Raw genomic sequence first — 24,216 nt, 5'->3', positions numbered from 1 at the left:
CAGCGTGGTCAGCGCGTCGACCCGCCGAAGCGTCCCCGGCGACGCCAGGCCAGGCCGGCGATCATCAGCACCACACCGACCCCGACGAGGCCGCCACCGACCGCGAGCGGGGTGCCCAGCTTGTCGCCCGTGACGGGCAGCTTGCCGCCGTGCGGCGGCCAGGGCTTGTGCGTCGGGTAGTGCGTCTTGGTCGGCGACGGCGACGGCTGGGGCCGCGCGAGCACGGTCAGCGTGGCGCTCGCCGTCCGGCCCGTGGTCTGGCCGACCGCGGTGAACAGGTACTGCCCGGGCGTGTCCGGCGTGTAGGTGGTGGTGAAGTTCCCCGCCGCGTCGGTCACGACCGTGAAGTGCGTCGGGGCCGCAGCCCGGAACGCCACCGGCGCCATCGCGACGGTGCTGCCGTCGCTGCGCCGCACCGTGGACTGGCCGGGCAGGCCGGCGGCCAACGGCGTGATCGTGACGGTGATGTCGACGACCTCGTTCGGCCCGAACCCGAAACCGCTGAGGGTGGTCGTGTCGCCGACGTAGATCGTCGACGGGTTGACCGTCAGCACGGGGGGCTGCGGCGGATACGGCGTCGGCTGTGGTGAGCCGGTCGGCGACGGTGTCGGCTGCGGCTGCGCCGCCCCCGCCGCGGTCGGCGCGGCCACGACGGCAAGGCCGATCGTGAGCGCCATGATGATGCGGGATAGCCGCATGATGGGTTCCCTCCTACTAATCGCAGTGTGGTGCGGGATCAATGTGGGTGGTCCATGGGGTGGCGGTCGGTGTGAGCCAGAGGTCGGCGTCGCCGGTGGCGCTGCCGGTCCTGCCGGTCAGCACGTCGACCTCGAGGGTCCGGGTGGCGCCGGGGCGCACCTCGACGTTGGCGACGGCGACCTGCCGGCGGCGCTCGGTGCCGCTGCCCACGGGCACTTCCGTTCCGTCGAGCCGGGTGCGCAGCACCGCGCCGCCGGCCGGGCTGTGGACGGAGACCAGGGTGCGGGCGGTGTACGGGTCGCCGGCCAGGCCGAGGCCGAGCACGGACGTCGACAGCCCTCGCTCCGGCGCGGTCGAGTGCAGCGTGAACCGCAGCCGCAGCTCGCGGCGGCCGTCGGGGCGGCACCCCCCGACGGTCAGCGTCGCGGCCGGGCGCAGGTAGTAGCCGAGCTTCGCGCCGCTGCCGTCGTTGAGGAAGACGCCGACGGTGGGCACGTCCTCCTTCTCCGGCAGCGAGCCGGCGAGCCGGTTGCCCTCGATGACCCGCTGTTCCTCGGGGTGGGCGCTCCAGAACAGCACGCGCCGTTCGGTGATGGCCCGGTCCAGCACCGACAGGTACGCCCGGGGGTCCACCTCGCGGGTGAAGAAGGTGTCGAAGGCGGCCGTCGCCGAGGCGGCGAAGAACTCGTCCTGCTCCACCGCGTCCATCCGTTGGTAGGCGTCGGAGAGCAGCGTCCGCACCGCCTTGTCGCCGACCAGGGTGGTGTGGCCCGGCACCGGGACGGGGCCGGTGACCTTGAGCAGGTAGGACAGCACCACCGGGTCGACCGCGAGGACGCCGTCGACGGTGTGGCCGGTGCGTTCGCGGTACATCTGGCGGAACAGGGCGGCGGCGGTCGGGAAGTGCGGGGTCAGGTTGACGTCCGCCGGGTACATGCCCGGCAGGTCGGTGTAGAGGTTGCGGATCTCCGGCTTCAGCTTCAGGGGCGGGTCGAACAGGCCCAGCTGGGCGCTGGTGCCCTGGGTGCCCGTCCGGAGCTGGCCGTCCTTGGCCTCGATCACGACGTACGCGCCGAACATCCCGCCGGTGGCGCGCAGCTCCGCCGGGTTCTGGGACACCATCAGGTAGCTGCGGGGGCCGGCCGCGCCGAGCAGGGGCGGCAGCAGCCGGGCGGCGCCGTCGGCCGCCCGGGTGAGGGTGGCCAGCTGGTCGAGCTGTTTACGCAGCTCGGCCACGGCGTCGCGCACCGGCGCGACCAGGGCGTCGGTGGGTACGGCGGCGAGGCGGGCGTGGGTGCGCTGGACCACCTGGTCGGTGGCGGTGAGTTCCGCCGCGACCGCCTTGAGCCGGGGCACGTCCAGCCGCCCCTTGCCGGGCAGCAGGGTCGACAGGTCGGTGCGCAGCAGGGTGGGGAAGGCCTCCCGGGCGAGGTCGTCGATGGCCACCGCGATCTGGCGTACCGCCGTCAGGTCGTTGCCGGCGAACGGGGTGTGCTGCCCCGCCCGCCAGCCCAGGTCGTCGGTGGCGTCACGCGCCGCGCCGGCCTGCACCTGCAGGGCCGACAGGGTGCGTTGGGCCCGCTCGGTGTCGGCGCTCACCACCTCGGAGCTGAGCTGCTGGGCCAGGGCGGCGGCGTTGAGCAGGTGGGTGCGGGCCTGCCAGCCCCGGAAGCCCACCCAGCCGGCGCTCAGCAGCGCCAGCGAACCGACGACCAGGCCGGCGAGCAGGGCACGACGGGCGCGGGCCCTGGCTCGCCGCCGGGACCGTCGCCCTCGGCGGCGAGGCTGTTCGGTTTCACTCAACGCCCACTCCACTCAGAAAACGGACAGAAATGACGATTCATCATTTTCTAGCACGCGTTTCGCCCACTTCGCGCCGTTATGGTGGATTTAGGCCGGGGGTTCCGGCCGGCGCGTCCGCGCGGCGGCCCCGCGGCTGCGCCGCGCGGCGACCGCGTCGTGGAGCAGCCGCTCGACGGTGTCCACCCCGCCGTGCAGCGACATGTCCCGCAGGTACGCCTCCCGGCCGCGACGGCCCATCTCCAGCCGGGCCGCCGACGGGATGGTGGCGGCCAGCCAGAAGCGGTCGGCCAGCGTGGCCCAGTCCTCCGGCGGGCAGGACAGCCCGGCCCGGGCGCGCTCCACGATCTCGACGGTGTCGCCGCCCGCCGACGCCACCACCGGCGCCGCGCAGCCGAACGCGGCCTGCAGCTTGCCGGGAATCGTCCCGCGCAGCTCCGGCAGGTCGCGCAGCATCACCAGCTGATAGTCGGCGGCGGCGTACAGGTCGGCCATCTCCAGCGGCGAGCGCCGCGCGACGAACCGGACGTTGTCGGTGCCCAGCTCCGCGGCGAGCCGGCGGACCCGCTCCTCGCCCGGGCCCGAGCCGACCAGGACCAGGTCCATCGTGCCGCGCAGCGGCGCGGCGGCGCGCACGGCCGTCTCCAGCCCGTGCCGGGCGCCGATGGTGCCGGCGTGCATCACCACGCAACGGCCGTCGCCCCGGACGAGGCGGCGGGCCTCCCGGGTCGGCTCGGCCGGATGGAACAGCCGCTCGTCGGTCCAGTTGAGCAGCAGCCGCACCCGCCCCGGATCGGCGCCGCCGGCGACCACCAGGTCGCGCATGCCGGGCGCGGCGACCGCGACCAGGTCCGCCGAGCGGTAGAGCCACCGGGTGGCGGCGGCCACCCGGGCGGCCCACGGCGTCGGCGTCGTGCCCTGTGCCTCCAACTCCGGGTGTACGTCCTGCACGTGCAACACCGTCGGCACCGCGCCCAGCAGCCGCAGCAGGCCGGCCGCCGCGAAGGTCGCGGCAGGAAGCTGGTGGACGTAGAGCACGTCGACGCCGGCCAGGTGGCCCCGCCCGATCGTGCCGGCGCTCGCGGCGAAGGAGAGCCATCCCGCCACGCGGGCGCGCACGGAGGCGTCCCCGGCCGACCAGCGCGGCACCCGCCGCACCGTGAGCCGCTCGCTGCGGGTCTCGTAGCGCCACCGCTGCCGCCAGCCCGGATAGACCTGACCGCCGGGATAGTCCGGGAAGCCGGTCAGCACGCGGACCTCGTGGCCGCGCGCGGCCAACTGCTCGGCGAGGCTGCCGGGGACGAACGCCGGCTCCGGCGGGAAGTGGTAGGACAGGATGCCGATCCTCACCGGACCCTCCCGGCCCGACGATGACCCACCGGCGCGGCGTGGACACGGAACGTGCCGGCGAGCGCATACGATTCCACGGGTCCCACCGCGACCAGAACGCCGGGAGAACCACCGATGGCCGACCGCATCCTGTTCGTCTGCCACGCCAACCTGTGCCGCTCGCCCATGGCCGAATACCTGGCCGGGCAGCTCATGGCAAAGCTGCCGGTCGAGGTGGCCAGCGCCGGCACCGACGCCGTGGACGGGCGGCCCATGCACCCGTACGCGGCCGAGGTGGCCGCCGAGACGGGGCGCGACCCGGCCGAGTTCCGCAGTCGGGCGCTGACCACCGCCCACCTGGTCGACGCCGCGCTGGTGCTGACCTCCACCCGACGCCAACGGTCGGCCTGCGTCTCCCGGCTTCCCGCCGCCCTGCACCGCACCTTCACCCTGCGCCAGTTCGGCCGGCTCGCCGGGGCAGCCGGGGCAGCCGGGACGCCGGACGGCGCGGACGTCGGTGCGCTGCGGGCGGCGGTGCGGGCCGCGGCCCTGGCCCGAGGGCTGCTGCAACCGGCGGCCCCGGCCGAGGACGACCTGGTCGACCCGATCGGCGGCAGGCCAGCCGACTTCCGGCGCTGCGCGCAGGAGATCGAGCGGTCGCTGGCACCGGTTGCGGCACTCATCGAGGCAGCCGGGTGAGTTCCTGCGTCGGGTCGGGGATCGTCTGCTCGGGGCCGGGGAACCCGCCGCCGTGGGCGGCCGGTGCGGCGTCCATGCGGCTCGGCGGGGCGGCCGCCGGTCCGGCCGGCACCTCCACCCGGTAGCTCTCGTACTGGTAGGTCTCGGCGCGACCGAGCTTGGCCATGTTCAACACGCAGCCGAGCAGCCGCACGGAGACCGCCTGGAGCGCCTGCGCGGCAGCGCCGACCTGACCGCGGTCGGTGCGGCCGTAACGGCTGACCATCAGGGCCCCGTCGGCCTGGACGGCGACGACCACCCCGTCGGTGACGGTACGCAGCGGAGCGGTGTCGATGACCACGATGTCCGCCGACTCCCGCAGCACCAGCAGCAGGTCCGCCATCGCCTTGGAGCCGAGCAGCTCGCTGGGGTTGGGCGGAACCGAGCCGGCGGGCAGCACGAGCAGGGACTTGTCGCCCCACCGCTGCACCACGTCGCCCACGTTGACGTCGCCGAGCAGGACGTCGGTCAGCCCGACGCCGGCCTCCATGCCCAGGTACTCGGCCACCTTCGGCCGGCGCAGGTCCGCGTCGACCAGGGCGACCCGCCAGCCGGCCTCGGCGAGGGCGATGGCGAGGTTGCAGGAGAGGGTGGTCTTCCCCTCCCCCTGCAACGCGCTGGTCACCGCGATCACCCGGGCGGGCTCGTGGACGTCGACGAAGCGCAGGTTCGTCCGCAGCTTGCGCACCGCCTCGGCCCGGGGGGTGGTGGCGGCGTCGCCGACGATCAGCGGGGCGGTGCGGGCGGCGGCGTCGAACGGGATCTCACCGAGCAGCGGGCTGCCGGTGGCGCGCTGGAGGGTGACCGAGTCCCGCAGCCGGGTGTCCAGCCTGGTCCGCAACAGCGCCAGGCCAATGCCGCCGAGCAGGCCGGCGAGCGCGCCGAGGGCCAGGTTGCGGGCCGGATTGGGCGACACCGGGCTGGAGCCGACCCGGGGGCCGCTGATCACCTCGACCTTGACCGGGGCCGGCCGCCCCTCGCCGGACGTCTCGATTTCCTTGACCAGTTCGACGAACTGGGCGGTGAGCGCCTCGGTCAGCCGCAGCGCGCGGGTGGCGTCGGTGTCGGTGACGGTGCCCCGCAGCAGGACGGTGTCGGGGAGGGTGGCGGCGGTGACCCGCGCCTGGACGTCCTCGGCGGTCAGCCCCAGCGGGGTCTTGCCCACGACCTTCTGCGCCAGCCGGTCGCTCTGCAGCAGGTCGGCGTACGACTTGACGCGCTGCTGCATGAAGACGTTGCCCTGGTAGGCGTCGGAGACGCCCTGGTTGGGGGTGGTGACGAAGAAGGTCACCGAGGCCGCGTAGCGGGGCTCGGTCCGGACCGTGACAAGCGCGGCCACCGCGAGGCCCACCATGACGGAGAGCAGGACCACCCACCAGCTGCGCCGGACGGTCCGGAGGAAATCACGAACGTCCATCAGCCGCTGAGCCCCCGTCCGGTCCGTGCGGTCGACATGTCAAGCACCCAAAGCTCCCTCAGCAGTCACGGGGCGATCCTGTGCAGTCGGTCGACCCCACCAGCGCATCCGGTCGAACCGACTGTAGAGGATTCAAACCCCCAAAGACGGCAATAATGATGAAATCGGCACTCGCCCAGTTATCGCGGACTTCTCCGTACGGCGGACCAACTCGATTCGGACAGCCGGGGTGACGCGGGGACGGCCGGGCGGACGAGGGCGCGCTAACGGCCTCCGGACGGACGGCCGGGGGCCGCCGGGCACACCCGGCGGCCCCCGGCTGACGTCTCAGCGGCGACGCTCGGCCGGCTCGTCCTCCTCGGCCTGCTCCGTCTCCTCGGTCACCGCGTCGCTGAACGGCTCGGTGAGGTCGTCGCCGGGCACCGCGACCTCCTCGGCCAGGTCCTGCTCGTCGGATCGGCCGCCGGCCGGCGGCTCGGGGGCGGTGGCGCCGCCGGCGAAACCGTACTCGTTGGGCTCGTCGTGCCGACTCATGCCTTTTACCTCCAGATATCGCCAGAATCGCCTCTTGTCGCTCACCGTAAGGCGTGATCGTCCGCTCCGTAGCGCGCTCGGTGTTGTCCGACGGCGGGCCGCCGCGCCCCGGCCGCCGGCGCGGTGAGCACCACCACCCGCCACAACGCGGTGCGCAGCGCCACGACCGCGGCGGCCCCCGCCAGCTGCGTCCAGCCCTGGTCGCCGGCGAGCCGGAGCAGCCCGGCCGCCGTCAACAGGTCCAGCAGCACGCGCAGCGCGCGCCGCCACGACCGGGTGGTCGCCAGGGTCACCAGGCCGGTGAGCAGCGCCGCGGCGGTCACGACCGACGGCAGCGGGGCGGTCACGACCGGTCCCCGGGGGCGACGGCGGACGGATCGGGAGTCGCCGGCTGCGCCGTGCCGGACGGGCCGGGTGCCGGCGACGACGGTCGCTCGGGATCGATCTGGCGCTGCTCCTGGGCGATCTCGCGGCGCAGGAAGAAGTTCAGCGCGGTCCGGATGGTGGCGATGGCCGCGAGCTTGCCGATCTGGTCGAAGGTCGGCGACACGGCGGTACGCAGGATGTCCGCGGCGAGCTGGAACTCCAGCCCGAGGGTGAGGAACCGGCCGAGGGTCAACCGGATGGGGGTGAAGACGGCGGCGCTGCGGTGCCGCAGCCCTTCGGCCACGAACCGCAGCGCCGCCCAGACCGCGCCGACGAAGATGACCGCCGCGCCGGCGACCTCCACGACGGCGACCGCCAGGTGGTCGCCGGTACGCAGGATGTCGTCCCAGCTCACCCGGGGCCGTTACCCGGCCCGCCGGCGGGTAGTCGCCGTCAGCCGAGCTCGGCTGACGGCCTCGAAGGTCAGAGCTCGGCGACGGCCTCCAAGATCAGCCACAGACCGCAGATGGCGAAGAGGATCGCCGCGCCGTAGCGGATGGTGCGCTCGGGCAGGTGCCGGCCGAGCAGCCGCCCGACCAGGATCGCCAGCGCGTCGGCGGCCACCATGCCGAGGGTCGAGCCGAGCCAGGTGCCGAACCAGCCGTACTTGGTGGCGAGGGTGATGGTGGCGAGCATCGTCTTGTCGCCCAGCTCGGCGAGGAAGAAGGCCACGCCGACCGCGACGACGGCGGACTTGCCACCGCGTTCGGCCTTGCGCTTCTCCTCCTCGGTGAGTTTGTCCCCGCGCAGCGTCCAGGCGCCGAACCCGAGGAACGCGAGGCCGGCGATCAGCGAGATCCAGCCGGTGGGCAGGGCGGCGCCCAGCCCGTAACCGATGGCGACCGACGCCAGGTGGACGACGGCGGTGGCGACCGTGATGCCGACGAGCACCGGGATCGGCTTGAACCGCGTGGCGAACGTCAGCGCCATCAGCTGGGACTTGTCGCCCAGTTCGGCGACGAAGATGACGCCGAAGCTGACCGCCAGCGCGACGAGGAAACCTTCCATGACACCCTTCCCGAGAACGCCGGGCCGGGGGGTGTGGGGCGCCCTCGACCCGGCTGTTGTAGACAGCCTGGGTCGAAGGTCTCGCCCGCCCCACCCGAAGGTGGGGCCGCGTGGCCGGATGCGGAACGCACCAGTGTGTCGACCACGACATTGGGGGCTACTCCCCTTCGCGCCACCACCCTACCCCACCAGGGGCGCCGCCTGAGCACCGGGCCGGCGCGGGCCCGCTGCTCAGTCGGCGCGGGCCAGGGTCACGCCGAACAGCCCGTCGGCGTCGGTCCAGAACTCCCGGGCGGTGAAGCCGGCCGCGGCGAGCTCCGCGGCGATGCCCTCGGCGCGGAACTTCGCCGACACCTCGGTGCGCAGTTCCTCCCCGGCGGCGAACTCCACGTCGAGGTCGAGCACCCGGGCCAGGACCGGACGCTCGGCGCGCAGCCGCATCTCGATCCACTCCCGCTCCGGATCCCAGAGGGCGACGTGCGCGAACGCCTCCGGGTCGAAGTCGGCGCCCAGCTCCCGGTTGACCACCCGCAGCACGTTGCGGTTGAACTCGGCGGTCACCCCGGCGGCGTCGTCGTAGGCGGGGACGACGATCGACGGGTCCTTGACCAGGTCGGTGCCGATCAGCAGCCAGTCACCGGGCTCCAGGGACGCGCGCATGGCGGCGAGGAAGCCGGCCCGTTCGGCGGGCAGCAGGTTGCCGATCGTGCCGCCGAGGAAGATCACCAACCGTCGGCCTCCGGTGGGCAGCCGGTCGAGGTGGCGGGTGAAGTCACCGACGATGCCGCGCACCCGCAGGCCGGGATAGTCGGTGGCGATCTGCGCGGTGGACTGCCGCAGGGCGCTGACCGAGACGTCCAGCGGCACGAAGGTGCCCAGCCCGCCGCGCCGGGTGAACGCGTCCAGCAGCAGCCGGGTCTTCTCCGACGAGCCGGAGCCCAGCTCGATCAGGGTCTTCGCCCCGGTCAGCTCGGCGATCTCGCCGGCCCGCCGCTGCAGCACGGACCGCTCGGCCCGGGTCGGGTAGTACTCCGGCAGGCGGGTGATCTCCTCGAACAGCTCGCTGCCCCGCGCGTCGTAGAACCACTTCGGCGGCAGCCACTTCGGCCGCGCGGTCAGCCCCGTGCGGACGTCGTCGCGCAGGCTGCGACCCAGGTCCTGCTCCTCCAGGTAGATTTCCAGCGGTTCCGCGCTCATCGGGTGTCCCCTCCGTCGGTCGTGTCGTTTCCCACCTGTGCGGGCCGGTCGCCGCTCAGCCGGCGGGCAGGGCGGCCACGCGCGCCCCGGCCGTCGTGGCCACCACCAGCCGCCCGTCCGGCACCGCCTGCCAGCCGGGGTCGTCGTCGTGCGGTTCCGAGGCCAGCAGCACCGCCCCCGGGGCCTGCCGCAGCGACAGGGCGTGGCCGGCGGCGGTGGCCACGACGGTGCGCCCGTCGGTGAGCAGCAGGTTGAGCCTCGACCCGGGGGCCGCCGCCGCGACCTCGGCCACCGTCGCGGCGACCGCCGCCGCCGGGTCCTCCCCCGCCCGCAGCCGGTGCCGCACCAGGGCCCACAGCAGCGCGGAGTCGGTCGGCGCGTCGAGGGTGAGCAGGTCGCGTACGGGCAGCCGGCCGGCGAGCGCGGCCACCGCGTCGGGCCAGCCGCGCACCACCCCGTTGTGGCTGAACAGCCACGGCCCCTCGGCGAACGGGGCGGCGGCGGTGTCGAGCACCGGCATGCCGACCGTGGCGGAGCGGACGGCCGCCAGCACCGCGCCGCTGGTGGTCGCCGCCGCCAGCCCCGGCAGGGTCACGTCGCCCCAGATCGGCGTGCCCCGCCGGTAGCGCACCGGCTCGCCGCCTCCGGGCGGGTACCAGCCGACGCCGAAGCCGTCGGCGTTGATGGTCCCGCCGCCGCGCATGTCCCGGGGCGCCCAGGACTGCCGCACCAGGGAGTGCGTCGGGTCGTACAGCAGGGCGCGCAGGCTCACCGGCGGCCCGACGTACGCCAGGTGCCGGCACATCAGGCGGCCCCGGCGGCGACGTGGCCGGCCCTCACCGGCCCGACTCGTCCGGGCGGGCGTCGCGGGCGCAGCGGAAGCCGCTGAAGATCTGCCGCCGGATCGGGTAGTCCCAGTTGCGGAACGTCCCCCGGCAGGCGGCCCGGTCGGTGCCGAAGGAGCCACCGCGCAGCACCCGGTGGTCGTCGCCGAAGAACACCTCCGAGTACTCGCGGTACGGGAACGCGGCGAACCCCGGATAGCCCCGGAACGGGCTGGACGTCCACTCCCACACGTCGCCGATCAGCTGGTGCACGTCCAGCGGCGACGCCCCGGCCGGATACGCGCCCACCGGCGCGGGCCACAGGTGCCGCTGCCCGAGGTTCGCGTGCTCGGCGGTCGGCTCCCCGTCGCCCCACGGGTAGCGGCGGGACCGGCCGGTGGCCGGGTCCCAGCGGGCCGCCTTCTCCCACTCCGCCTCGGTGGGCAGCCGCTTGCCGGCCCACGCCGCGTACGCCTGCGCCTCGTACCAGCACACGTGCACCACCGGCTCGTCGTCGCGCACCGGCGACCACCGGCCGAACCGCTGGTACGCCCAGCCGTCGCCGTCGCGCCGCCAGTGCATCGGGGCGGTCAGCCCGGCCTCGGTGCGGTGCGCCCAGCCGGCCTCGCTCCACCAGCGCGGGTCGTCGTACCCGCCGTCGGCGATGAACTCGCGGTAGCGGCCGTTGGTGACGGGGGCGGCGTCGATGACGTACGCGGGCAGGCGCACCGGGTGCGCGGGGCGCTCGTTGTCCAACGCCCACGGGTCGGTGGAGGTGCCCATGGTGAACTCGCCGGCCGGGACCAGGACCTCGTCGGCCACCCGCACGCGCGGCTGCGGCGGGTCCGGGGCGTGCAGCACCGGCGGGCCGACGCGCAGCTGGTGGGTGGCGAGCATGGTCTCGTCGTGCTGCTGCTCGTGCTGGACGATCATGCCGAAGGCGAACCCATCGGCGACGAGCGGCCGGTCGGTGAACGGCACCCGGTCGAGCAGGTCGTGCACCTTGTCGCGCACGGTGGCCAGGTAGGCGCGGGCCTCGGCGGGCGGCAGCAGCGGCAGCGCCGGGCGGTCGCGGCGGGGCTGCTTGAACGCGTCGTACAGGTCGTCGATGTCCCGGCGGACGGGCTCGCGCCCGCCGACGTCCCGGACCAGCCAGAGCTCCTCCTGGTTGCCGACGTGGGCGAGGTCCCAGACCAGCGGCGACATGATCGGCGAGTGCTGGCGCATCAGGTCGGCGTCGTCGACTGCCGCGGTGAGCCCGGCGGTCCTGGCCCGGGTGCGCTCCAGCTCGGCGGCGATGCGGGTGCGCAGCTGTTCCGCGCCGAGCTCGTGGATGGTCGTCACCGCGATCCCCTCTCCGTGGCGGCCAGCCGCCGCCGTAGTCCTCGGGTCATCTCGTCGTGCAGGTCGTCCGGCAGGTCCAGCCGGGGCAGGGCGGCCAGCGCCAGGTCGAGCAGGTCGGCGGCGGCCCGCGCCAACGGCGGGTCGCCGAGGCCGTGGCGGGCCGCCTCGTGCCACCGGTCGGCGACCGGCGTGGCCGTCGCCACCGCCTGGCGCACCGTGGCCGGGTCGGCGAGCAGGGCGGCGAGCACCGCCAGCGGCAGCCGCCAGTCCGGCCCCGGCTGGGCGTCCAGGTAGCGGATCTCCAGATAGCCGCGGGGGCGTACCACCGGGAACAGCGTGCTCAGGTGGTAGTCCAGGTCGTCGGTGGTGGGCGGCCGGGGCAGCGCGCCGGTGATCCAGTCGCCGAAGGTCACCCCGGGCGGCGGCGTCCAGTCGGCGGCGTCGTCGCGCAGGCACAGCAGCGGGGCCGCCAGCGCGTACGCCGTCCACGCCGCGACCGGGTCGGCGTCGGGCTGCTGCGGCGACCAGACGGGGCGGGTGCGGGCCGGGTCGATGGCCAGCCACGCGGCCATCCGGGCGGACGCCCACCCGGTGCGCCGCCCGGCGTGCCGGTCGGCGGTGGCGAACGCCGCGAGCAGCGGCGGGCCGACCGCGTGGGCCGCCGCCCAGCGGGCGGCGACCTGGTCCGGTTCGCCGGCGTCCAGGCAGACCTGGAGCCCGGCGGTGCTGTACATCATGGTCCGGCCGGCGGGGCCGCGGCGGTCGAAGACGCACCGCATGGCGTGGTAGCGCGGGGTGTCGACGACCGGCCGGGGCGGCCGCCACGGGTCGATGCCGGTGCGCCCGAGCGCCAGGCCGGCGGCGCGGAGCAGGTCGGTGACCTGGACGATGTCGGCGTTCGTGGCGTCGACCAACGCGGCGACCGAGGTTCGCGGCGCGGTCGAGATCTCGAGCTGGCCGCCGGGCTCGACGGTCACGGTGCTGCCGTGCCGGAGCGGTGCGGCGGGGCTGGAGTCGTGGATGGTGGTGGGGCTGTGCGGCCCGAGGGCCGCCCGGAGCCGCTCCCGGTCCACCGGGCGGGCGGGGTCGGCGGCGTCGTGCACGGTCCATTCCAGTTCGACACCCGTGCGGGTCGGTGGGCCGGTCTTGAAGCAGATCCGGGCGATGTGCCGGACCGCGTCGTCCACCCCCCGCAGCGGGGTGGTCCGGTCCAGCTCCGGTGACGTCACCACGAGACGATCCCTCCCTCGGTCGGGGCGGAACAGCGTGACCCTTACCGGCCCCGGCGTCCGCGCTGCGACCATCTTCTGTCTAGCAGACGAATTCCGCTCGCCTTGCCGTAACAGATGTTTCGGGATCAGTCCTCGACGGCGGTGTCCGTGCCCGAGGTGGGGGTGGCCTTCGACGCCGGTCGGCCGGTGTGCGTGGGGCGGGCCGCGGGCGTGGCTGCGGGGTCGGCGTCGGGGACCAGGCGTCGGCAGAAGTCGTCCACCTCGGTGGCCCCGCCGGCGGCGGCGACCAGGGGCGCGTACCCCGGGGTGGTCAGCGCCTTCGCCCGCTGCGGGGCCGGCTTGGCCAGGTACGCCCGGCACAGTCCGGGCAGGTTCGCGGCGGCCCCGGAGCGGCCCGGGCCGGGGGTGACGCCGGGCGTCGGCGGCGGCGCGGCCCCGGCGGACGCGCTCGGCCCGGCGGTGCCCGGCGTCGCGGTCCCGCCGCCGGGGGCGGACGGTGCGCCGGCCGGGCCCGAGGCGGTGGGGCCGGCGGCGGTGGGGCCCGAGGCGCTGGGGTCGGCCGGCGCGATGCTCGGGGCGGGCGCGGGCGCGGGCTCGTCGGCGCGGTCCAGGCCGACCGCCGCGACGGCGACACCGGCGGTCGCGGTGGCGGCGACCGCCCCGATCCAGGCGACCGCCCCGATCGTGCGGCGGCGCCGCCGGGGCGCGCGCGCCGGGGGCGTCGCCGGCGCGGCACGGGCGGCCCGGAACGCGGCGAGCGCCGCCTCCTCGCCGGCGAGTTCACCGGGGCGGGCCGGTGCCGCCGCCGCGGCGAGCAGGTCGGCCAGGGGGTCGGCGGGACGGCCGTCGTCACCCGCGCGGCCGTGGCGCGCGGAGTCGAGGAGCCGGTCGGACTCCGCCCGGTCGGCGGGCAGGTCCGGCCGGTCGGGCTGCCGGAAGCTCATCGGTTTCCCCTCACGTCAGCCGTCCGCCTGCTCGACGTACGGCGCGCCGGGCGTCGGCCGGCCGGGGCGGGGGCGGGGCGGCGTCGCGGACGGAGCGGCCTCCGAGGTCGGGTCCTGGCGCTGCAGGAGCGTGGCGAGGCGGCGCAGGCCCCGGTGAGCGGCGGTGCGCACCGCGCCGGCCCGCCGGCCGAGCACCCGTCCGGCGCTCTCGGCGTCCAGGCCGATCACCGCGCGCAGCAGCACCGCCTCGGCCTCCCGGGGCGGGAGAGTGGCGATCAGCGCCAGCGCGGCCTCGGTGCCGAGGGTCTCGCCGGCCCGCTCGGCCGTGTCGGCGTCGCCGGCCAGGTCGGCGAGCGCCTGCACCGGCACGGGCAGCGAGGGCCGGCGGCGCTGCCGGCGCAGGTGGTCCATGGCCCGGTTCCGGGCGATGGTGACGGTCCAGGCCCGGAACTCCCCGCCCGTGAAGGTGGGCAGGTCCCGGGAGATCTGCAGCCAGGTCTCCGAGGCCACGTCCTCGGCGTCGGCGCCGACCAACGCGGTCAGGTAGCGCAGCAGGCCGGGCTGGAGAGTGCGGTAGAGGAACCGGAAGGCGTCCTCGTCGCCGGCCTGCGCCGCGACGACCGCCTCGTTCAGTTCACTCGTCATGGGTACGCCGTTCCCCCTGCCCGGCGTCGGTGGGCGGCACGTCGGCAGCGACGCGCACGGCACCGACCTGGCCCGGCAGCCGGACCTCCTCCCGCACCACCAGCCCCCCGCTGACCCTGATCACGCCCGACACCGTACGCGCCCGGACGGCGCGTGCGACCACCACCCGGCGCGGCCGTCGGCGGGGGTTCCCGCCCGGGGAGCCGGGCTGGCCGGAGCCGCGCTAACGCTAGGAGCGGGGTGCCGGGCGGACAAGTCAATGTTTCCCTGAGAAAGAGTGAGAATTATCAAACGGTGAACACGGCGAGTCGATGTGACACGGCGCGGGCCACGGACGCCACTGTCTGCGCAGGCCGAGTGCGGCATTCGGACCCCTCCGCCGTTCGGCCAGGCCACGGCACCGGGTCGGGCAACGTGTGACACGTGGTCGCGAGTCGATCACGGGCGAGCCGGCCCGACGGCCGCCCGACCGCCCCGGCCGCCCCGTCGCTCCGGTCGGTCCGGCCGGAGCACGAGAGGTGCGCCGGGCGCGCTCTGGGTACGGTATTGCTGTGTTGTCTTCGGGAGTCGTACTCAGCGGTCGGTACCGCCTGGACGACCGTGTCGCCACCGGCGGCATGGGTGACGTCTGGCGGGCCACGGACCAGGTCCTCGGCCGGCGGGTCGCGGTCAAGGTCCTGCTGCCGGCGCTGGTCTCCGACCCGGACTTCATCGCCCGGTTCCGCGCCGAGGCCCGCATCATGGCCGCCCTGCGGCACCCGGGCATCGTGCAGGTCTACGACTGCGGCGAGGACGACCTGCCCACCGGCGGGCGGGCCGACTACCTGGTGATGGAGTTCGTCGAGGGCGAGCCGCTGTCCAAGCGGATCGAGGCGGCGGGGCACCTCGGCGTGGCCGAGACCATGTCGATCGTCGCCCAGGCCGCCCAGGCGCTGCACGCGGCGCACGCCGGCGGCATCGTCCACCGCGACGTCAAGCCGAGCAACCTGCTGGTGCAGGAGGACGGCACCGTCGTCCTGGTCGACTTCGGGGTCGCCCGGTCCACCAACGTCACGAGCATCACCAGCACCAACGCGGTGCCGGGCACCGCCCTCTACATGGCTCCCGAGCAGGCGGCGGGCCGACCGGTCTCCGGGGCCACCGACATCTACGCCCTCGGCGCGGTGGCCTACTGCTGCCTGACCGGCGGGCCGCCGTTCACCGGCGACAACCCCCTGCAGGTCGCCGTGCGGCACCTGGACGACGAGCCTCCGGAGCTGCCGACCGACATCCCCGGGCCGGTGCGGGACCTGGTGTCCCGCGCCCTGGCCAAGGACCCGGCGGCGCGGTACGCCACCGGCGCGGCGATGGCGGAGGCCGCGCGGGCCACCATCGCCGACAGTTCCGCACCCACCAGCACCGTGCCGGTGTCGCCGCGCATTCCGGTCGGCACCCGGGACGGGCTGGACAGCACCCGCGACGACCTGCCGCCGGTGCGGCCGACGGCCACGCCGGCGCGCGCCTTCGTCGGCCGCACGGGCCGGCGCGGCACCCTGGTCGGCGCGCTCGCGGCGGTGGCGGTCGCGGGGATCGCGCTGGCCGCGGCGCTCGGCGCCGCGACGAACGCGGACGCCCCCGCCACGAAGTACGGGCCGACCGCCCCGGCGGCCGACCCGACGCCGGGCTCCGACGACTCGGCCGCCAGCGAGGAGGCCGTGGTCGACCCGGACCGCACGTTCCGGCCCGGCGGGGGCCGCCCCTCGGCGTCGGTCACCCCGACGCCGACCCCGCAGCCGAGCGAGTCGGCCGCGCCGGAACCGACGGGCGCACCGCCCACCAAGCCCGCCGACCCGCCGCCCACCACCGCCAGCACCCCGGCCGACCCGCCGCCCACCACGGCCAGCACGCCGGCCGACCCGCCGCCCACCACGGCCAGCACCCCCGCCGACCCGCCGGCCCAGGGCGACTGACCCGGCCCCCGGTCGGGACGACCCCGGCCGGGTCCGAGGGCCGGCCGGGTGGCCGCCCCACCGGTCCCACCTTCACCAAATCGGACTTAAAACCCAGAACCTCACTTACGCTAACGATGAGGCACGTTCCGTCGTCTGCTGCGGGAGCCATGGGTGAGCGCTGAGAAGTTGGTCGTCATCGGCCAGGGATACGTGGGTCTGCCGCTGGCCATGCGCGCCGTCGAGGCGGGCATGGACGTCGTCGGCCTCGACGTCAACGCCGACCGGGTCAAGCGCCTCGCCTCGGGCGAGTCCTTCGTCGAGGACATCCCCGCCGACCGGCTCGGCCGGGCGCTGGGCAGCGGGCGGTACCGCCCGAGCACCGAGTACGCCGACGCCGAGGGCTTCGACATCTGCGTGATCACCGTGCCCACCCCGCTGCGCGACGGCGTGCCCGACCTGAGCTACGTCGAGCAGGCCGGCGGCGGCATCGGGCCGTACCTGCGGCCGGGCTGCGCGGTGATCCTCGAGTCGACCACGTACCCCGGCACCACCGAGGAGCTGCTCCGGCCGCTGCTGGAGTCGGCCAGCGGGCTGACCGCCCCCGGCGACTTCCACCTCGGCTACAGCCCGGAACGGATCGACCCCGGCAACCCGGTGTGGAAGCTGGAGAACACCCCGAAGGTGGTCTCCGGCGTCGACGCGGCCTCCCGGGAGCGCGTCGATGCGTTCTACCGGCAGCTGGTCGAGCGGACCGTGCCGGTGGACTCCACCCGGGTCGCGGAGCTGACCAAGCTGATCGAGAACACCTTCCGCCAGGTCAACATCGCGCTGATCAACGAGCTGACGATGCTCAGCCACCACCTCGACATCGACGTGTGGCAGGCGATCGAGGCCGCCGAGACCAAGCCGTTCGGGTTCATGCCGTTCCGCCCGGGCCCCGGCGTCGGCGGGCACTGCCTGCCGATCGACCCGTGCTACCTGTCCTGGCAGGTCAAGCGCCGGCTGGGCCGCCAGTTCCGGTTCATCGAGCTGGCCAACGACGTCAACCACGAGATGCCCGAGCACGTCGTCCGACGGATCATGAACGGGCTCAACCGGGCCGGCCGGGCGGTCAGCGGGGCCCGACTGCTGCTGCTCGGGTTGGCGTACAAGCCGAACACCGGCGACATGCGGGACTCCCCCGCCGTCGACGTGGCCCGCCGCCTGCAGGACCTCGGCGCCGAGGTCCGGGCGGTCGAGCCGTACGCCGAGCCGCACCACCTGCCCGGCGGCGTGGTCGTGGTCGGCCTGACCGAACGCGAGCTCCGCGAGGCCGACGCCGTGGTGGTGGTGACCGACCACGACTGCCTCGACTACGACCTGGTGGTGCGGCACGCCCGGTACGTCTTCGACACCCGCAACCGCTGCCACGGCCCGACGGTCGAGCGCCTCTGACGCTCAGTCGCCGAGGCTGGCGACGATCGGGCGGGCGAGGGCGCGGCGGGCCGGCAGCACCGACGCGGCCAGCGCGGCCAGCACCGCCACCGCGATGATCAGCCCGAGCCGTCCCCACGGCAGCACCAGCGTGAACTCGCCGCTGAGCCGGGTGACCACCGCCATCGCGCCCGCGCCGACACCGATGCCGAGGCCGACCCCGAGCACCGCGCCGACCAGCGCCATCAGCGCCGCCTCCACGGCGAGCATCGCCCGCATCCGGCCCCGGGTCAGCCCGACGGCGCGCAGCACCGCGTTCTCCCGGGTGCGCTCCACCACCGACAGGCTGAGCGTGTTGGCGACGCCGACGAGGGCGATGACCACGGCCAGGCCGAGCAGGGCCACGACGAACGCCAGCACCATGTCGATCGTGCCGGTGAGCGACTCCTTGTACGTCGCCTGGTCCACCAGGTTCGCCGTCGGGTAGCGGGCCACCACCGATTCGACGGCCGCCCGGGCCCGCTCGGCGCTCACCCCGGCGGCCGGGTCGACCTCGGCGAGGAAGCCGCGCTCGGCCGGGAAAAGGCGGTCGAAGTCGGCGTCGGCCACGTCGACCACGTGCCCGGCCGGCACGGGGCCGCCGGCCAGCGCCGGCCCGTCGGCGGCGACGACGGCAGCGACGGTGAACGGCCGCCCGGCCAGGGTGACGGAGTCGCCGACCGACCAGCCCCGCGCCCGGGCCAGCTCCCGGTGCACCAGCACCCGGCCCGGCCCGAGCCGACCCGCGTCACCGGCGTCCACGGCCGTCAGGGTGCGCCCGACCAGCGCCGGGTGGGCGGCCCGCAGCTCGACGGCGTCGCTGACCCGGCCGCGCTGCTCGTGCACGACGCCCAGCTCGTCGCGGGCGGCCAACTCGTCGACCAGCGGCCCGGGCAGTTTCCCGCCCACGCCGACGACCACGAAGTCGACCCCGATCTGCCGGTCCACGGCCCGCTCGATGCTGGCCTTGGCGCTGCCCGCGCCCACCACGAACGCCGACACCAGGCCGATGCCGATGACCAGGGCGGTGGCGGTCGCGGCGATCCGGCGCGGGTTGCGCACGGCGTTCGCCACGGCAAGGCCGGCGGTCGCCCCGAACAGCCGACGCGCGGGGACGCCCAGCAGGCGCACCAGCGCCGGCACCAGCACCGGCCCGAACAGCACGATGCCGAAGAACGCCAACATCCCGCCGGCCGCGACCAGCGGCAGCTGGCCGACGGCCCCAGCCGACCCCAGGGCCGCCACCCCGGCGGCGAGGACCAGCGCGCCCGCGGCCAGCCGGACCCGGCCGGCCCCGCGGGTGGGCTGCACCGCCGCGTCGGTGAGCGCGGCCACCGGCGCGACGCGGGTGCCCCGCCAGGCCGGCACGGCGGCCGAGGCCACGGTGAGGACGGTGCCCAGCAGCAGGCAGACCAGCACGGTGCGCGCCGTGACGGCGATCCCGCCGCCGGCCATCGGCACGTCGAACGCGGCCAGCAGGGCGTCCAGGCCGACCGCGACGCCCGCGCCGACCGCCACCCCGAGCGCCGAGGCGGCCAGCCCGGTCGCCGCCGCCTCCAGCAGCGTCGCCCGCAGCACCTGCGCCCGGGTCGCCCCGACCAGCCGCAGCAGCGCGGTGCGCCGGGTGCGCTGGGCGAGCACGATGGCGAAGGTGTTGGCGATGACGAACCCGGCCACCACCACGGCCACCGCCGCGAAGGTGAGCAGGAGCAGGTTGAACTGCCTCAGGTCGCGGACCGCGTCGTCGACGGCGGCGTCGAGGACCGCCTGGCGGTCCTTCACCGTCACGTCGCCGCCGGCCACGGCCGCCACCCGCCCGGCCAGCTCCGCCGCCGACACGCCCGGCGCGGCGGCCACCATGATCCGCCCGTAGCCCTCCTGTTGGGTCACGGCCAGGGCGTCGGGCCCGGCCAGGCCGATGAACGGCCCGCCGACGTCCCGGGCGGTGCCGGCCACGTCGACCGTGCCGACCAGGGTGTACGCGCGGGCCGCGCCCCCGCCGCCGCCCACGCGCACCGGTCCGCCGAGGGTGAACCCCTCCTCGGCGACGGTCGGCGCGTCGAGGACCACCTCGCCGGGGCGCTGCGGCAGCCGCCCGGCCACCACGTCGTACGACTGCAGGGCCGCCTCGGTGGGGATCGCGGCAGCGACGGCGTAGCCGAGGACGGGCCGGCCGTCGGAGCCGACGATCCCGGCGGAGCCGGTCAGCTCCCCGGCGGCGGCCCGCACCCCGTCGACCGCGCGCACCCGCTCCACGAGGGCGGGCGGGATCGGGTCCCGCCCGGCGTACACGGCGACGTCGGTGTGCCGGTCGAAGACGCCGGCGCTCTCGTAGGCGCGGCGCTTCATCCCGTCGGTGAGGATCAGGGTGCCGGCGACGAACGCGACGCCGAGCACCACGGCCAGCGCCGACAGCAGCAGCCGCAGCGCGTCGGCGCGCATGGTGCGCAGGGTCAGCCCGGTCACCGCCGGAGCCCAGTCGCCGCGCCGGCCGGGGCCTGGTCGAGGTGGGCGAGGGCGTCGAGGACGGCCTCCGCGGTGGGCGCGGTCAGTTCGCGGACCAGCCGGCCGTCGGCGAGGAAGACCACCCGGTCGGCGTGGCTCGCGGCGGTCGGGTCGTGGGTCACCATCACGACGGTCTGGCCGAGGGTGTCGACGGCCTCGCGCAGCAGCCGCAGCACCTCCGCGCCGGAGCGGGAGTCGAGGTTGCCGGTGGGCTCGTCGGCGAAGATCACCCACGGCTTGGTGATCAGGGCGCGGGCGACGGCGACGCGTTGCTGCTGGCCACCGGAAAGCTCGGCGGGCCGGTGCCGCAGCCGGTCGGCCAGCCCGACGGCGGCGACGACCTGGCGCAGCCAGGCCGGGTCGGGGCGACGGCCGGCGATGGCCAGCGGCAGCACGACGTTCTCCTCGGCGGTCAGCGCCGGCAGCAGGTTGAACTTCTGGAAGACGAAGCCGATCCGGTCGCGACGCAGCAGGGTGAGCCGCCGGTCGTCGAGCCCGCCGGTGTCGGCGTCGCCGATGCGTACGGTGCCGGCGGTGGGCCTATCGAGGCCGGCGAGGCAGTGCATGAGCGTGGACTTGCCGGACCCGGACGGGCCCATGATGGCGGTGAACCGGCCGGCGGCGAAGTCGACGTCGACGCCGTCGAGGGCGACGACCCGCGCCTGGCCGGCGCCGTACTCCTTGCGCAGGCCGCGGGCGGTGACCGCGACGCCGGCGGTGGCGAACGCGGGAGGTGGAACGGACACGTTGGTGCTCCCCGTGCAGGCGGTGGTTCCGGACACCTGTCGACGCTATGGGCGGCACCGGCCCCGCCGCGTCCGCCCGCACGCTCGACCCGCCTGCGCCCGGAGGCGTCCCCGCGGCACGGCCCCGTACGACCTGAGGCGTACCCGCTCTTCAGCCGCCGGGGGTGACCAGACCGCTCTCGTACGCCAGCACCACCGCCTGCACCCGGTCGCGCAGCCCCAGCTTGGCCAGGATCCGCCCCACGTGGGTCTTCACGGTCGCCTCGGCGACGTGCACCCGGGCGGCGATCTCCGCGTTGGACAGGCCCTGGGCCACCAGCAGCAGGATCTCGCGTTCCCGTTCGGTGAGCTGGGCGAGCCGGGGGTCGGCGGCGGGGCCGGGGCCGAGCTGGCCGGCGAACCGGTCGAGCAGCCGGCGGGTGATCGACGGGGCCACCACGGAGTCGCCCTCGGCGACCACCCGGATCGCGGCCAGCAGCTCTTCCGGCGGCACGTTCTTCAGCAGGAAGCCGCTCGCCCCGGCCTGGAGGGCGGCGAACGCGTCGGCCTCGGTGTCGAAGGTGGTGAGCACCAGCACCCGGGGCCGGTCACCGGGCCGGTCGGCGCAGATCCGCCGGGTGGCCTCCACCCCGTCCATCGTCGGCATCCGGATGTCCATGACCACCACGTCGGCCTCGACGCGGTCGAGCACCCGCAGCGCGTCCGCCCCGTCGATGGCCTCGCCGACCACGGTCAGGTCGGGCTGGGAGCCCAGCACCATCCGGAACCCCGCGCGCACCAGCGCCTGGTCGTCCACGATCACCACGCGGACCGTCATGCCGCCACCTCCGTCCCGGTGCTCGACCGTAGCGGCAGCCGCGCCTCGACCTGCCAGCCCCCGGCCGGCGTCGGGCCGGCGGTGAGGCTGCCGTCGTACACGGTCACCCGCTCGCGCATGCCGACCAGGCCGTGACCGCCGGACGGCGCGGGGCGGACCACGGGGCGGCCCCGCCCGTCGTCGACGACCCGGACCACGACGGCGTCGGGGGTGTGGGTCAGGCCCAGCGTGACGGTCGCGCCGACCCCGGCGTGCTTGAGGGCGTTGGTGAGCGCCTCCTGCACCACCCGGTAGACGGTCAGCTCCAGGCCGGGCGGCAGGGCCGGCGGCTCGCCGGTGACCGTCGCGTCGACCCGCAGCCCGGCGGCCCGGAACCGGTCCAGCAGCTCGGGCAGCTCCACCAGGGCCGGCCGGCGGTGCGTCGGCTCCGCTGCCAGCGCCGGGGCCGCCGCGCCGTCCGGCCCGTCCGCCGGCCCGGGGCTGCTCGTCTCCCGCAGCACCCCGACCAGGCGGCGCATCTCCTCCAGCGCCTGCCGGCCGGTGTCGGCGACCACGCGCACCGCCTCCCGGGCGGTCTGCGGGTCCCGGTCGAACAGGTAGCGGGCCCCGTCGGCCTGCACGATCATCACGGCCATGCTGTGCGCCACCACGTCGTGCAGCTCGCGGGCGATGCGGGTGCGTTCCTCGGCCACCGCCGCGCGGGCCTCGGCCTCCCGCTCCCGCTCCAGGGTCGCGGCGCGCTCCTCCAGGCTCAGCACGTAGAGCCTGCGGGTACGCACGTTCAGTCCCATCAGCCAGACCGCGCCGGTCATCAGCGCGAACCAGATCGCCGAGGCCCACCAGGCGACGGCCGCCTCGATCTGGAGCGCGGCGAGCACCACGCCGACGGCGGCGACGGCACCGGCGACGATGCCGTCACGCAGCCGCTCGGCATACTTCACCACGCTGTACAGGGCGATCAGCACGGCCACGTCGAAGGCCAACGGGCCCCACCCGGCGACCACCTGGACCCCGGCGAGCACGGCGACCGCCGCCCCCACCGCCGAGGGATGGGCGCGCCGGAACAGCAGGGCGACGGCCATCGCCGCCCCGACGCCCGTGGCCCGCCACCCGCCGGGCTGGTTGACGCCCCCGGCGAGGCCGACCAGCACGACGAAGCCGGAGACCGCCACGTCGAAGGCCACGCTGCGCAACGGCCGGCCGAACAGGATCCGCCTCACGGTCACCGAGCGTACGGGGCGAGGGTCCGGCGAAGGGCCAGGGTGTACAGGAGTCGCCTGCGCCGCCGTTGATACCTCGCGGTGCAGACTTCTCAGATTCACGTTCCGCCGTATCCGGGAATTGCCACCTCCCCGGCAAATGCGGACGCCCTTTGAGCAATCGTCAATCTCGACCATTCCATTTACGGCAGCCACTGCAATACAGTTGTCGCGCCGGGTCGCCGGAGCAATTCTCCGCCACTCGACCCACCACCACCATCGAAGGGGAATCAGCACATGAGAATCGCGCTGGCACGTCCACGCCCGCGGCGTACGGCCCGACTGCTGTTCGGTGCCCTGCTGACCGCCGCGCTCGCGTTCTCCGTGAGCGGCACCGCCACGGCCGCGATCGACAAGGGCGACTTCACCGCGAACGCCCGCACCGACGTCTACATGCGGGACATCGCGTCGGACACCGGGTTCGAGCCGCACGGGGCCATCTACTCGTCGTTCTTCAACAGCCCGGATATCAAGATCTGCCCCACCGCGGTCGAGTGCGCGTCGCACACGAACCCGATCATCGGATCGACGAGCTACATTTTCGTGAACCTGCGGAACAATGGCCCGTACGGTTCCGGAATCGGCAACGGGACGCTGAAGGCGTACTACACCACCTCCGGTGGCGCGGCGAACTGGCCGACGCACTGGACGCCGATCGGCTCCAAGACCCTGCCCGTCGCCCCCGGGGTCACCACGACGTCGATCGCGTGGCCGAACGTGCCCTCCATCGGGCACTTCTGCCTGCTGCTGCGCTGGGAGTCGGCGACCGACCCGATGCTGTTCGAGGGCACCGCGACCTCCATCAACACGCAGTACAACAACAACATCGCCTGGAAGAACGCCAACACCGTCCCGGCGGGCGGCGGCGTGGTCACCGACCGCCCGTACGCCATGGCGAACGCCCTGGCCGAGCCGGCCCCGTTCGACCTCGCGTTCCGGCCGCTCGGCGAGCCGGCCCCGGGTGTCAAGGTCGTCGCCGACCTCGGGCCGGAGCTGTTCGAGCGCTGGCGGGCCGCCGGCGGTAAGGGTGAGGGCATCGAGGTCGTCGGCCGCAGCGCCGTGCAGATCGTCGACCCGTACAAGGCGCAGATCAAGGGCCTGCTGATCAAGCCGGAGGAGCGGCCGGTGGTCAAGCTCAGCTTCACCACCAGCCAGACGCTCCAGAAGGCGTACACCCTCCAGGTCGTCCAGGTCGGCCCGGCGAGCAAGCTCGGGGAGAGCTTCGACGTCGGCGGGGTCGACTACACCTTCGAGCCCCGCAAGGGCTGACCGGGCAGGCCGGCGGACCGGGGGCCGGGGGGCCGGGATCCCCTCCGGCCCGCCGGCCACACCGGTACGACACGGCTGACCGCCGCCACGATCGCTCGTG

General features: G+C 75.1%; 23 protein-coding genes. 4 read left to right on the top strand and 19 right to left on the bottom strand.

The genetic code is table 11. From position 1 onward, the window contains the following. Window positions 1–8 precede the first annotated feature (8 nt). The 3 genes from LPU61_RS16585 to LPU61_RS16575 all read right to left on the bottom strand — a co-directional run bounded on the left by LPU61_RS16585 (window position 9) and on the right by LPU61_RS16575 (window position 3,849). Window positions 9–740, bottom strand: coding sequence for a hypothetical protein (locus tag LPU61_RS16585; protein ID WP_229405410.1), 732 nt, complete (start codon window positions 738–740; stop codon window positions 9–11). Next, window positions 715–2,502 carry a DUF4012 domain-containing protein gene (locus LPU61_RS16580; protein WP_229405409.1) on the bottom strand — a complete coding sequence of 596 codons (1,788 nt, stop codon included), beginning with the start codon at window positions 2,500–2,502 and terminating at the stop codon, window positions 715–717. Before LPU61_RS16580 ends, LPU61_RS16585 begins: the two co-directional genes overlap by 26 nt. 87 nt (window positions 2,503–2,589) lie before the next feature. Continuing rightward, window positions 2,590–3,849 (bottom strand): glycosyltransferase family 4 protein, encoded by a 1,260-nt coding sequence (locus LPU61_RS16575; protein ID WP_043968955.1) that lies wholly within the window; start codon window positions 3,847–3,849, stop codon window positions 2,590–2,592. A gap of 114 nt (window positions 3,850–3,963) precedes the next feature. Here LPU61_RS16575 and LPU61_RS16570 point away from each other — a divergent pair, with 114 nt between their 5' ends. Next, the gene (locus LPU61_RS16570; RefSeq protein ID WP_229405408.1) at window positions 3,964–4,527 is read left to right on the top strand and encodes a low molecular weight phosphatase family protein; all 564 of its coding nucleotides are present in this window, start codon (window positions 3,964–3,966) and stop codon (window positions 4,525–4,527) included. Here the strand turns inward: LPU61_RS16570 and LPU61_RS16565 are convergent. The 12 genes from LPU61_RS16565 to LPU61_RS31505 form a co-directional block, all read right to left on the bottom strand. Continuing rightward, window positions 4,508–5,983, bottom strand: a complete 1,476-nt coding sequence (locus LPU61_RS16565; protein ID WP_229405407.1) for a polysaccharide biosynthesis tyrosine autokinase — start codon at window positions 5,981–5,983, stop codon at window positions 4,508–4,510. The two genes, LPU61_RS16570 and LPU61_RS16565, sit on opposite strands and share 20 nt — an antisense overlap. Window positions 5,984–6,310: 327 nt before the next feature. Then, window positions 6,311–6,517, bottom strand: coding sequence for a hypothetical protein (locus LPU61_RS16560; RefSeq protein ID WP_043968950.1), 207 nt, complete (start codon window positions 6,515–6,517; stop codon window positions 6,311–6,313). Between the two features lie 41 nt (window positions 6,518–6,558). Continuing rightward, window positions 6,559–6,864 (bottom strand): hypothetical protein, encoded by a 306-nt coding sequence (locus LPU61_RS16555; protein WP_052504014.1) that lies wholly within the window; start codon window positions 6,862–6,864, stop codon window positions 6,559–6,561. Next, window positions 6,861–7,298 (bottom strand): DUF1622 domain-containing protein, encoded by a 438-nt coding sequence (locus LPU61_RS16550; protein ID WP_043968949.1) that lies wholly within the window; start codon window positions 7,296–7,298, stop codon window positions 6,861–6,863. The genes LPU61_RS16555 and LPU61_RS16550 overlap by 4 nt, the downstream gene beginning before the upstream one ends. 68 nt (window positions 7,299–7,366) lie before the next feature. Then, window positions 7,367–7,951 (bottom strand): TMEM165/GDT1 family protein, encoded by a 585-nt coding sequence (locus LPU61_RS16545; RefSeq protein ID WP_043968948.1) that lies wholly within the window; start codon window positions 7,949–7,951, stop codon window positions 7,367–7,369. A gap of 231 nt (window positions 7,952–8,182) precedes the next feature. Next, window positions 8,183–9,148 (bottom strand): L-histidine N(alpha)-methyltransferase, encoded by a 966-nt coding sequence (egtD, locus tag LPU61_RS16540; protein ID WP_229405406.1) that lies wholly within the window; start codon window positions 9,146–9,148, stop codon window positions 8,183–8,185. A gap of 55 nt (window positions 9,149–9,203) precedes the next feature. Further along, a complete protein-coding gene (gene egtC / locus LPU61_RS16535) occupies window positions 9,204–9,953 on the bottom strand; it encodes an ergothioneine biosynthesis protein EgtC (RefSeq protein WP_229405405.1) in 750 nt (249 codons plus the stop codon). A gap of 31 nt (window positions 9,954–9,984) precedes the next feature. After that, window positions 9,985–11,316 (bottom strand): ergothioneine biosynthesis protein EgtB, encoded by a 1,332-nt coding sequence (egtB, locus tag LPU61_RS16530; RefSeq protein WP_229405404.1) that lies wholly within the window; start codon window positions 11,314–11,316, stop codon window positions 9,985–9,987. Next, window positions 11,313–12,548 (bottom strand): ergothioneine biosynthesis glutamate--cysteine ligase EgtA, encoded by a 1,236-nt coding sequence (egtA, locus tag LPU61_RS16525; protein ID WP_229405403.1) that lies wholly within the window; start codon window positions 12,546–12,548, stop codon window positions 11,313–11,315. Before egtA ends, egtB begins: the two co-directional genes overlap by 4 nt. A gap of 125 nt (window positions 12,549–12,673) precedes the next feature. Further along, the gene (locus LPU61_RS16520; RefSeq protein WP_229405402.1) at window positions 12,674–13,492 is read right to left on the bottom strand and encodes a hypothetical protein; all 819 of its coding nucleotides are present in this window, start codon (window positions 13,490–13,492) and stop codon (window positions 12,674–12,676) included. A 15-nt stretch (window positions 13,493–13,507) separates the two neighbouring features. Continuing rightward, a complete protein-coding gene (locus tag LPU61_RS16515) occupies window positions 13,508–14,137 on the bottom strand; it encodes an RNA polymerase sigma factor (RefSeq protein WP_043968943.1) in 630 nt (209 codons plus the stop codon). Then, entirely contained in the window at window positions 14,127–14,261 is a 135-nt protein-coding gene (locus LPU61_RS31505) for a hypothetical protein (RefSeq protein ID WP_255378751.1), read from the bottom strand. Before LPU61_RS31505 ends, LPU61_RS16515 begins: the two co-directional genes overlap by 11 nt. Before the next feature lie 427 nt (window positions 14,262–14,688). Between LPU61_RS31505 and LPU61_RS16510 the strand changes: the two genes are divergently transcribed. Together LPU61_RS16510 and LPU61_RS16505 are read left to right on the top strand one after the other, a co-directional pair. After that, the gene (locus LPU61_RS16510) at window positions 14,689–16,086 is read left to right on the top strand and encodes a serine/threonine-protein kinase (RefSeq protein WP_199486173.1); all 1,398 of its coding nucleotides are present in this window, start codon (window positions 14,689–14,691) and stop codon (window positions 16,084–16,086) included. A 153-nt stretch (window positions 16,087–16,239) separates the two neighbouring features. Next, a complete protein-coding gene (locus tag LPU61_RS16505) occupies window positions 16,240–17,502 on the top strand; it encodes a nucleotide sugar dehydrogenase (RefSeq protein ID WP_229405401.1) in 1,263 nt (420 codons plus the stop codon). 3 nt (window positions 17,503–17,505) lie between these two features. Here the strand turns inward: LPU61_RS16505 and LPU61_RS16500 are convergent, their stop codons facing one another. The 4 genes from LPU61_RS16500 to LPU61_RS16485 form a co-directional block, all read right to left on the bottom strand. Then, on the bottom strand, window positions 17,506–19,986 hold the full coding sequence (locus tag LPU61_RS16500) for an FtsX-like permease family protein (protein ID WP_229405400.1): 2,481 nt from the start codon (window positions 19,984–19,986) through the stop codon (window positions 17,506–17,508). Further along, window positions 19,983–20,771, bottom strand: a complete 789-nt coding sequence (locus LPU61_RS16495) for an ABC transporter ATP-binding protein (RefSeq protein WP_043969586.1) — start codon at window positions 20,769–20,771, stop codon at window positions 19,983–19,985. The genes LPU61_RS16500 and LPU61_RS16495 overlap by 4 nt, the downstream gene beginning before the upstream one ends. A 151-nt stretch (window positions 20,772–20,922) precedes the next feature. Next, window positions 20,923–21,588, bottom strand: a complete 666-nt coding sequence (locus tag LPU61_RS16490; protein ID WP_043968940.1) for a response regulator transcription factor — start codon at window positions 21,586–21,588, stop codon at window positions 20,923–20,925. Continuing rightward, on the bottom strand, window positions 21,585–22,814 hold the full coding sequence (locus LPU61_RS16485) for a sensor histidine kinase (protein ID WP_229405399.1): 1,230 nt from the start codon (window positions 22,812–22,814) through the stop codon (window positions 21,585–21,587). The genes LPU61_RS16490 and LPU61_RS16485 overlap by 4 nt, the downstream gene beginning before the upstream one ends. 270 nt (window positions 22,815–23,084) lie before the next feature. On the opposite strand from LPU61_RS16485, the gene LPU61_RS16480 reads away from it, so the two are divergent. After that, window positions 23,085–24,116, top strand: a complete 1,032-nt coding sequence (locus LPU61_RS16480) for a hypothetical protein (RefSeq protein ID WP_052504013.1) — start codon at window positions 23,085–23,087, stop codon at window positions 24,114–24,116. Window positions 24,117–24,216 lie beyond the last annotated feature (100 nt).

The sequence above is a fragment of the Micromonospora sp. NBRC 110038 genome, assembly GCF_020884815.1.
In the GTDB taxonomy this organism is placed as follows: Bacteria; Actinomycetota; Actinomycetes; order Mycobacteriales; family Micromonosporaceae; genus Micromonospora; species Micromonospora haikouensis.
The sequence above is the reverse complement of the archived record's forward strand: the minus strand, read 5'-3'. Positions and strand labels throughout refer to the sequence as shown.

What these genes read in the sequence shown, in the direction of transcription:
- LPU61_RS16570 (WP_229405408.1), top strand. Translation starts at nt 3,964, where the DNA reads ATGGCCGACCGCATCCTGTTCGTCTGCCACGCCAACCTGTGCCGCTCG.
- LPU61_RS16565 (WP_229405407.1), bottom strand. Translation starts at nt 5,983, where the DNA reads ATGGACGTTCGTGATTTCCTCCGGACCGTCCGGCGCAGCTGGTGGGTG.
- LPU61_RS16560 (WP_043968950.1), bottom strand. Translation starts at nt 6,517, where the DNA reads ATGAGTCGGCACGACGAGCCCAACGAGTACGGTTTCGCCGGCGGCGCC.
- LPU61_RS16545 (WP_043968948.1), bottom strand. Translation starts at nt 7,951, where the DNA reads ATGGAAGGTTTCCTCGTCGCGCTGGCGGTCAGCTTCGGCGTCATCTTC.
- egtD (WP_229405406.1), bottom strand. Translation starts at nt 9,148, where the DNA reads ATGAGCGCGGAACCGCTGGAAATCTACCTGGAGGAGCAGGACCTGGGT.
- egtC (WP_229405405.1), bottom strand. Translation starts at nt 9,953, where the DNA reads ATGTGCCGGCACCTGGCGTACGTCGGGCCGCCGGTGAGCCTGCGCGCC.
- LPU61_RS16520 (WP_229405402.1), bottom strand. Translation starts at nt 13,492, where the DNA reads ATGAGCTTCCGGCAGCCCGACCGGCCGGACCTGCCCGCCGACCGGGCG.
- LPU61_RS16515 (WP_043968943.1), bottom strand. Translation starts at nt 14,137, where the DNA reads ATGACGAGTGAACTGAACGAGGCGGTCGTCGCGGCGCAGGCCGGCGAC.
- LPU61_RS16490 (WP_043968940.1), bottom strand. Translation starts at nt 21,588, where the DNA reads ATGACGGTCCGCGTGGTGATCGTGGACGACCAGGCGCTGGTGCGCGCG.
- LPU61_RS16480 (WP_052504013.1), top strand. Translation starts at nt 23,085, where the DNA reads ATGAGAATCGCGCTGGCACGTCCACGCCCGCGGCGTACGGCCCGACTG.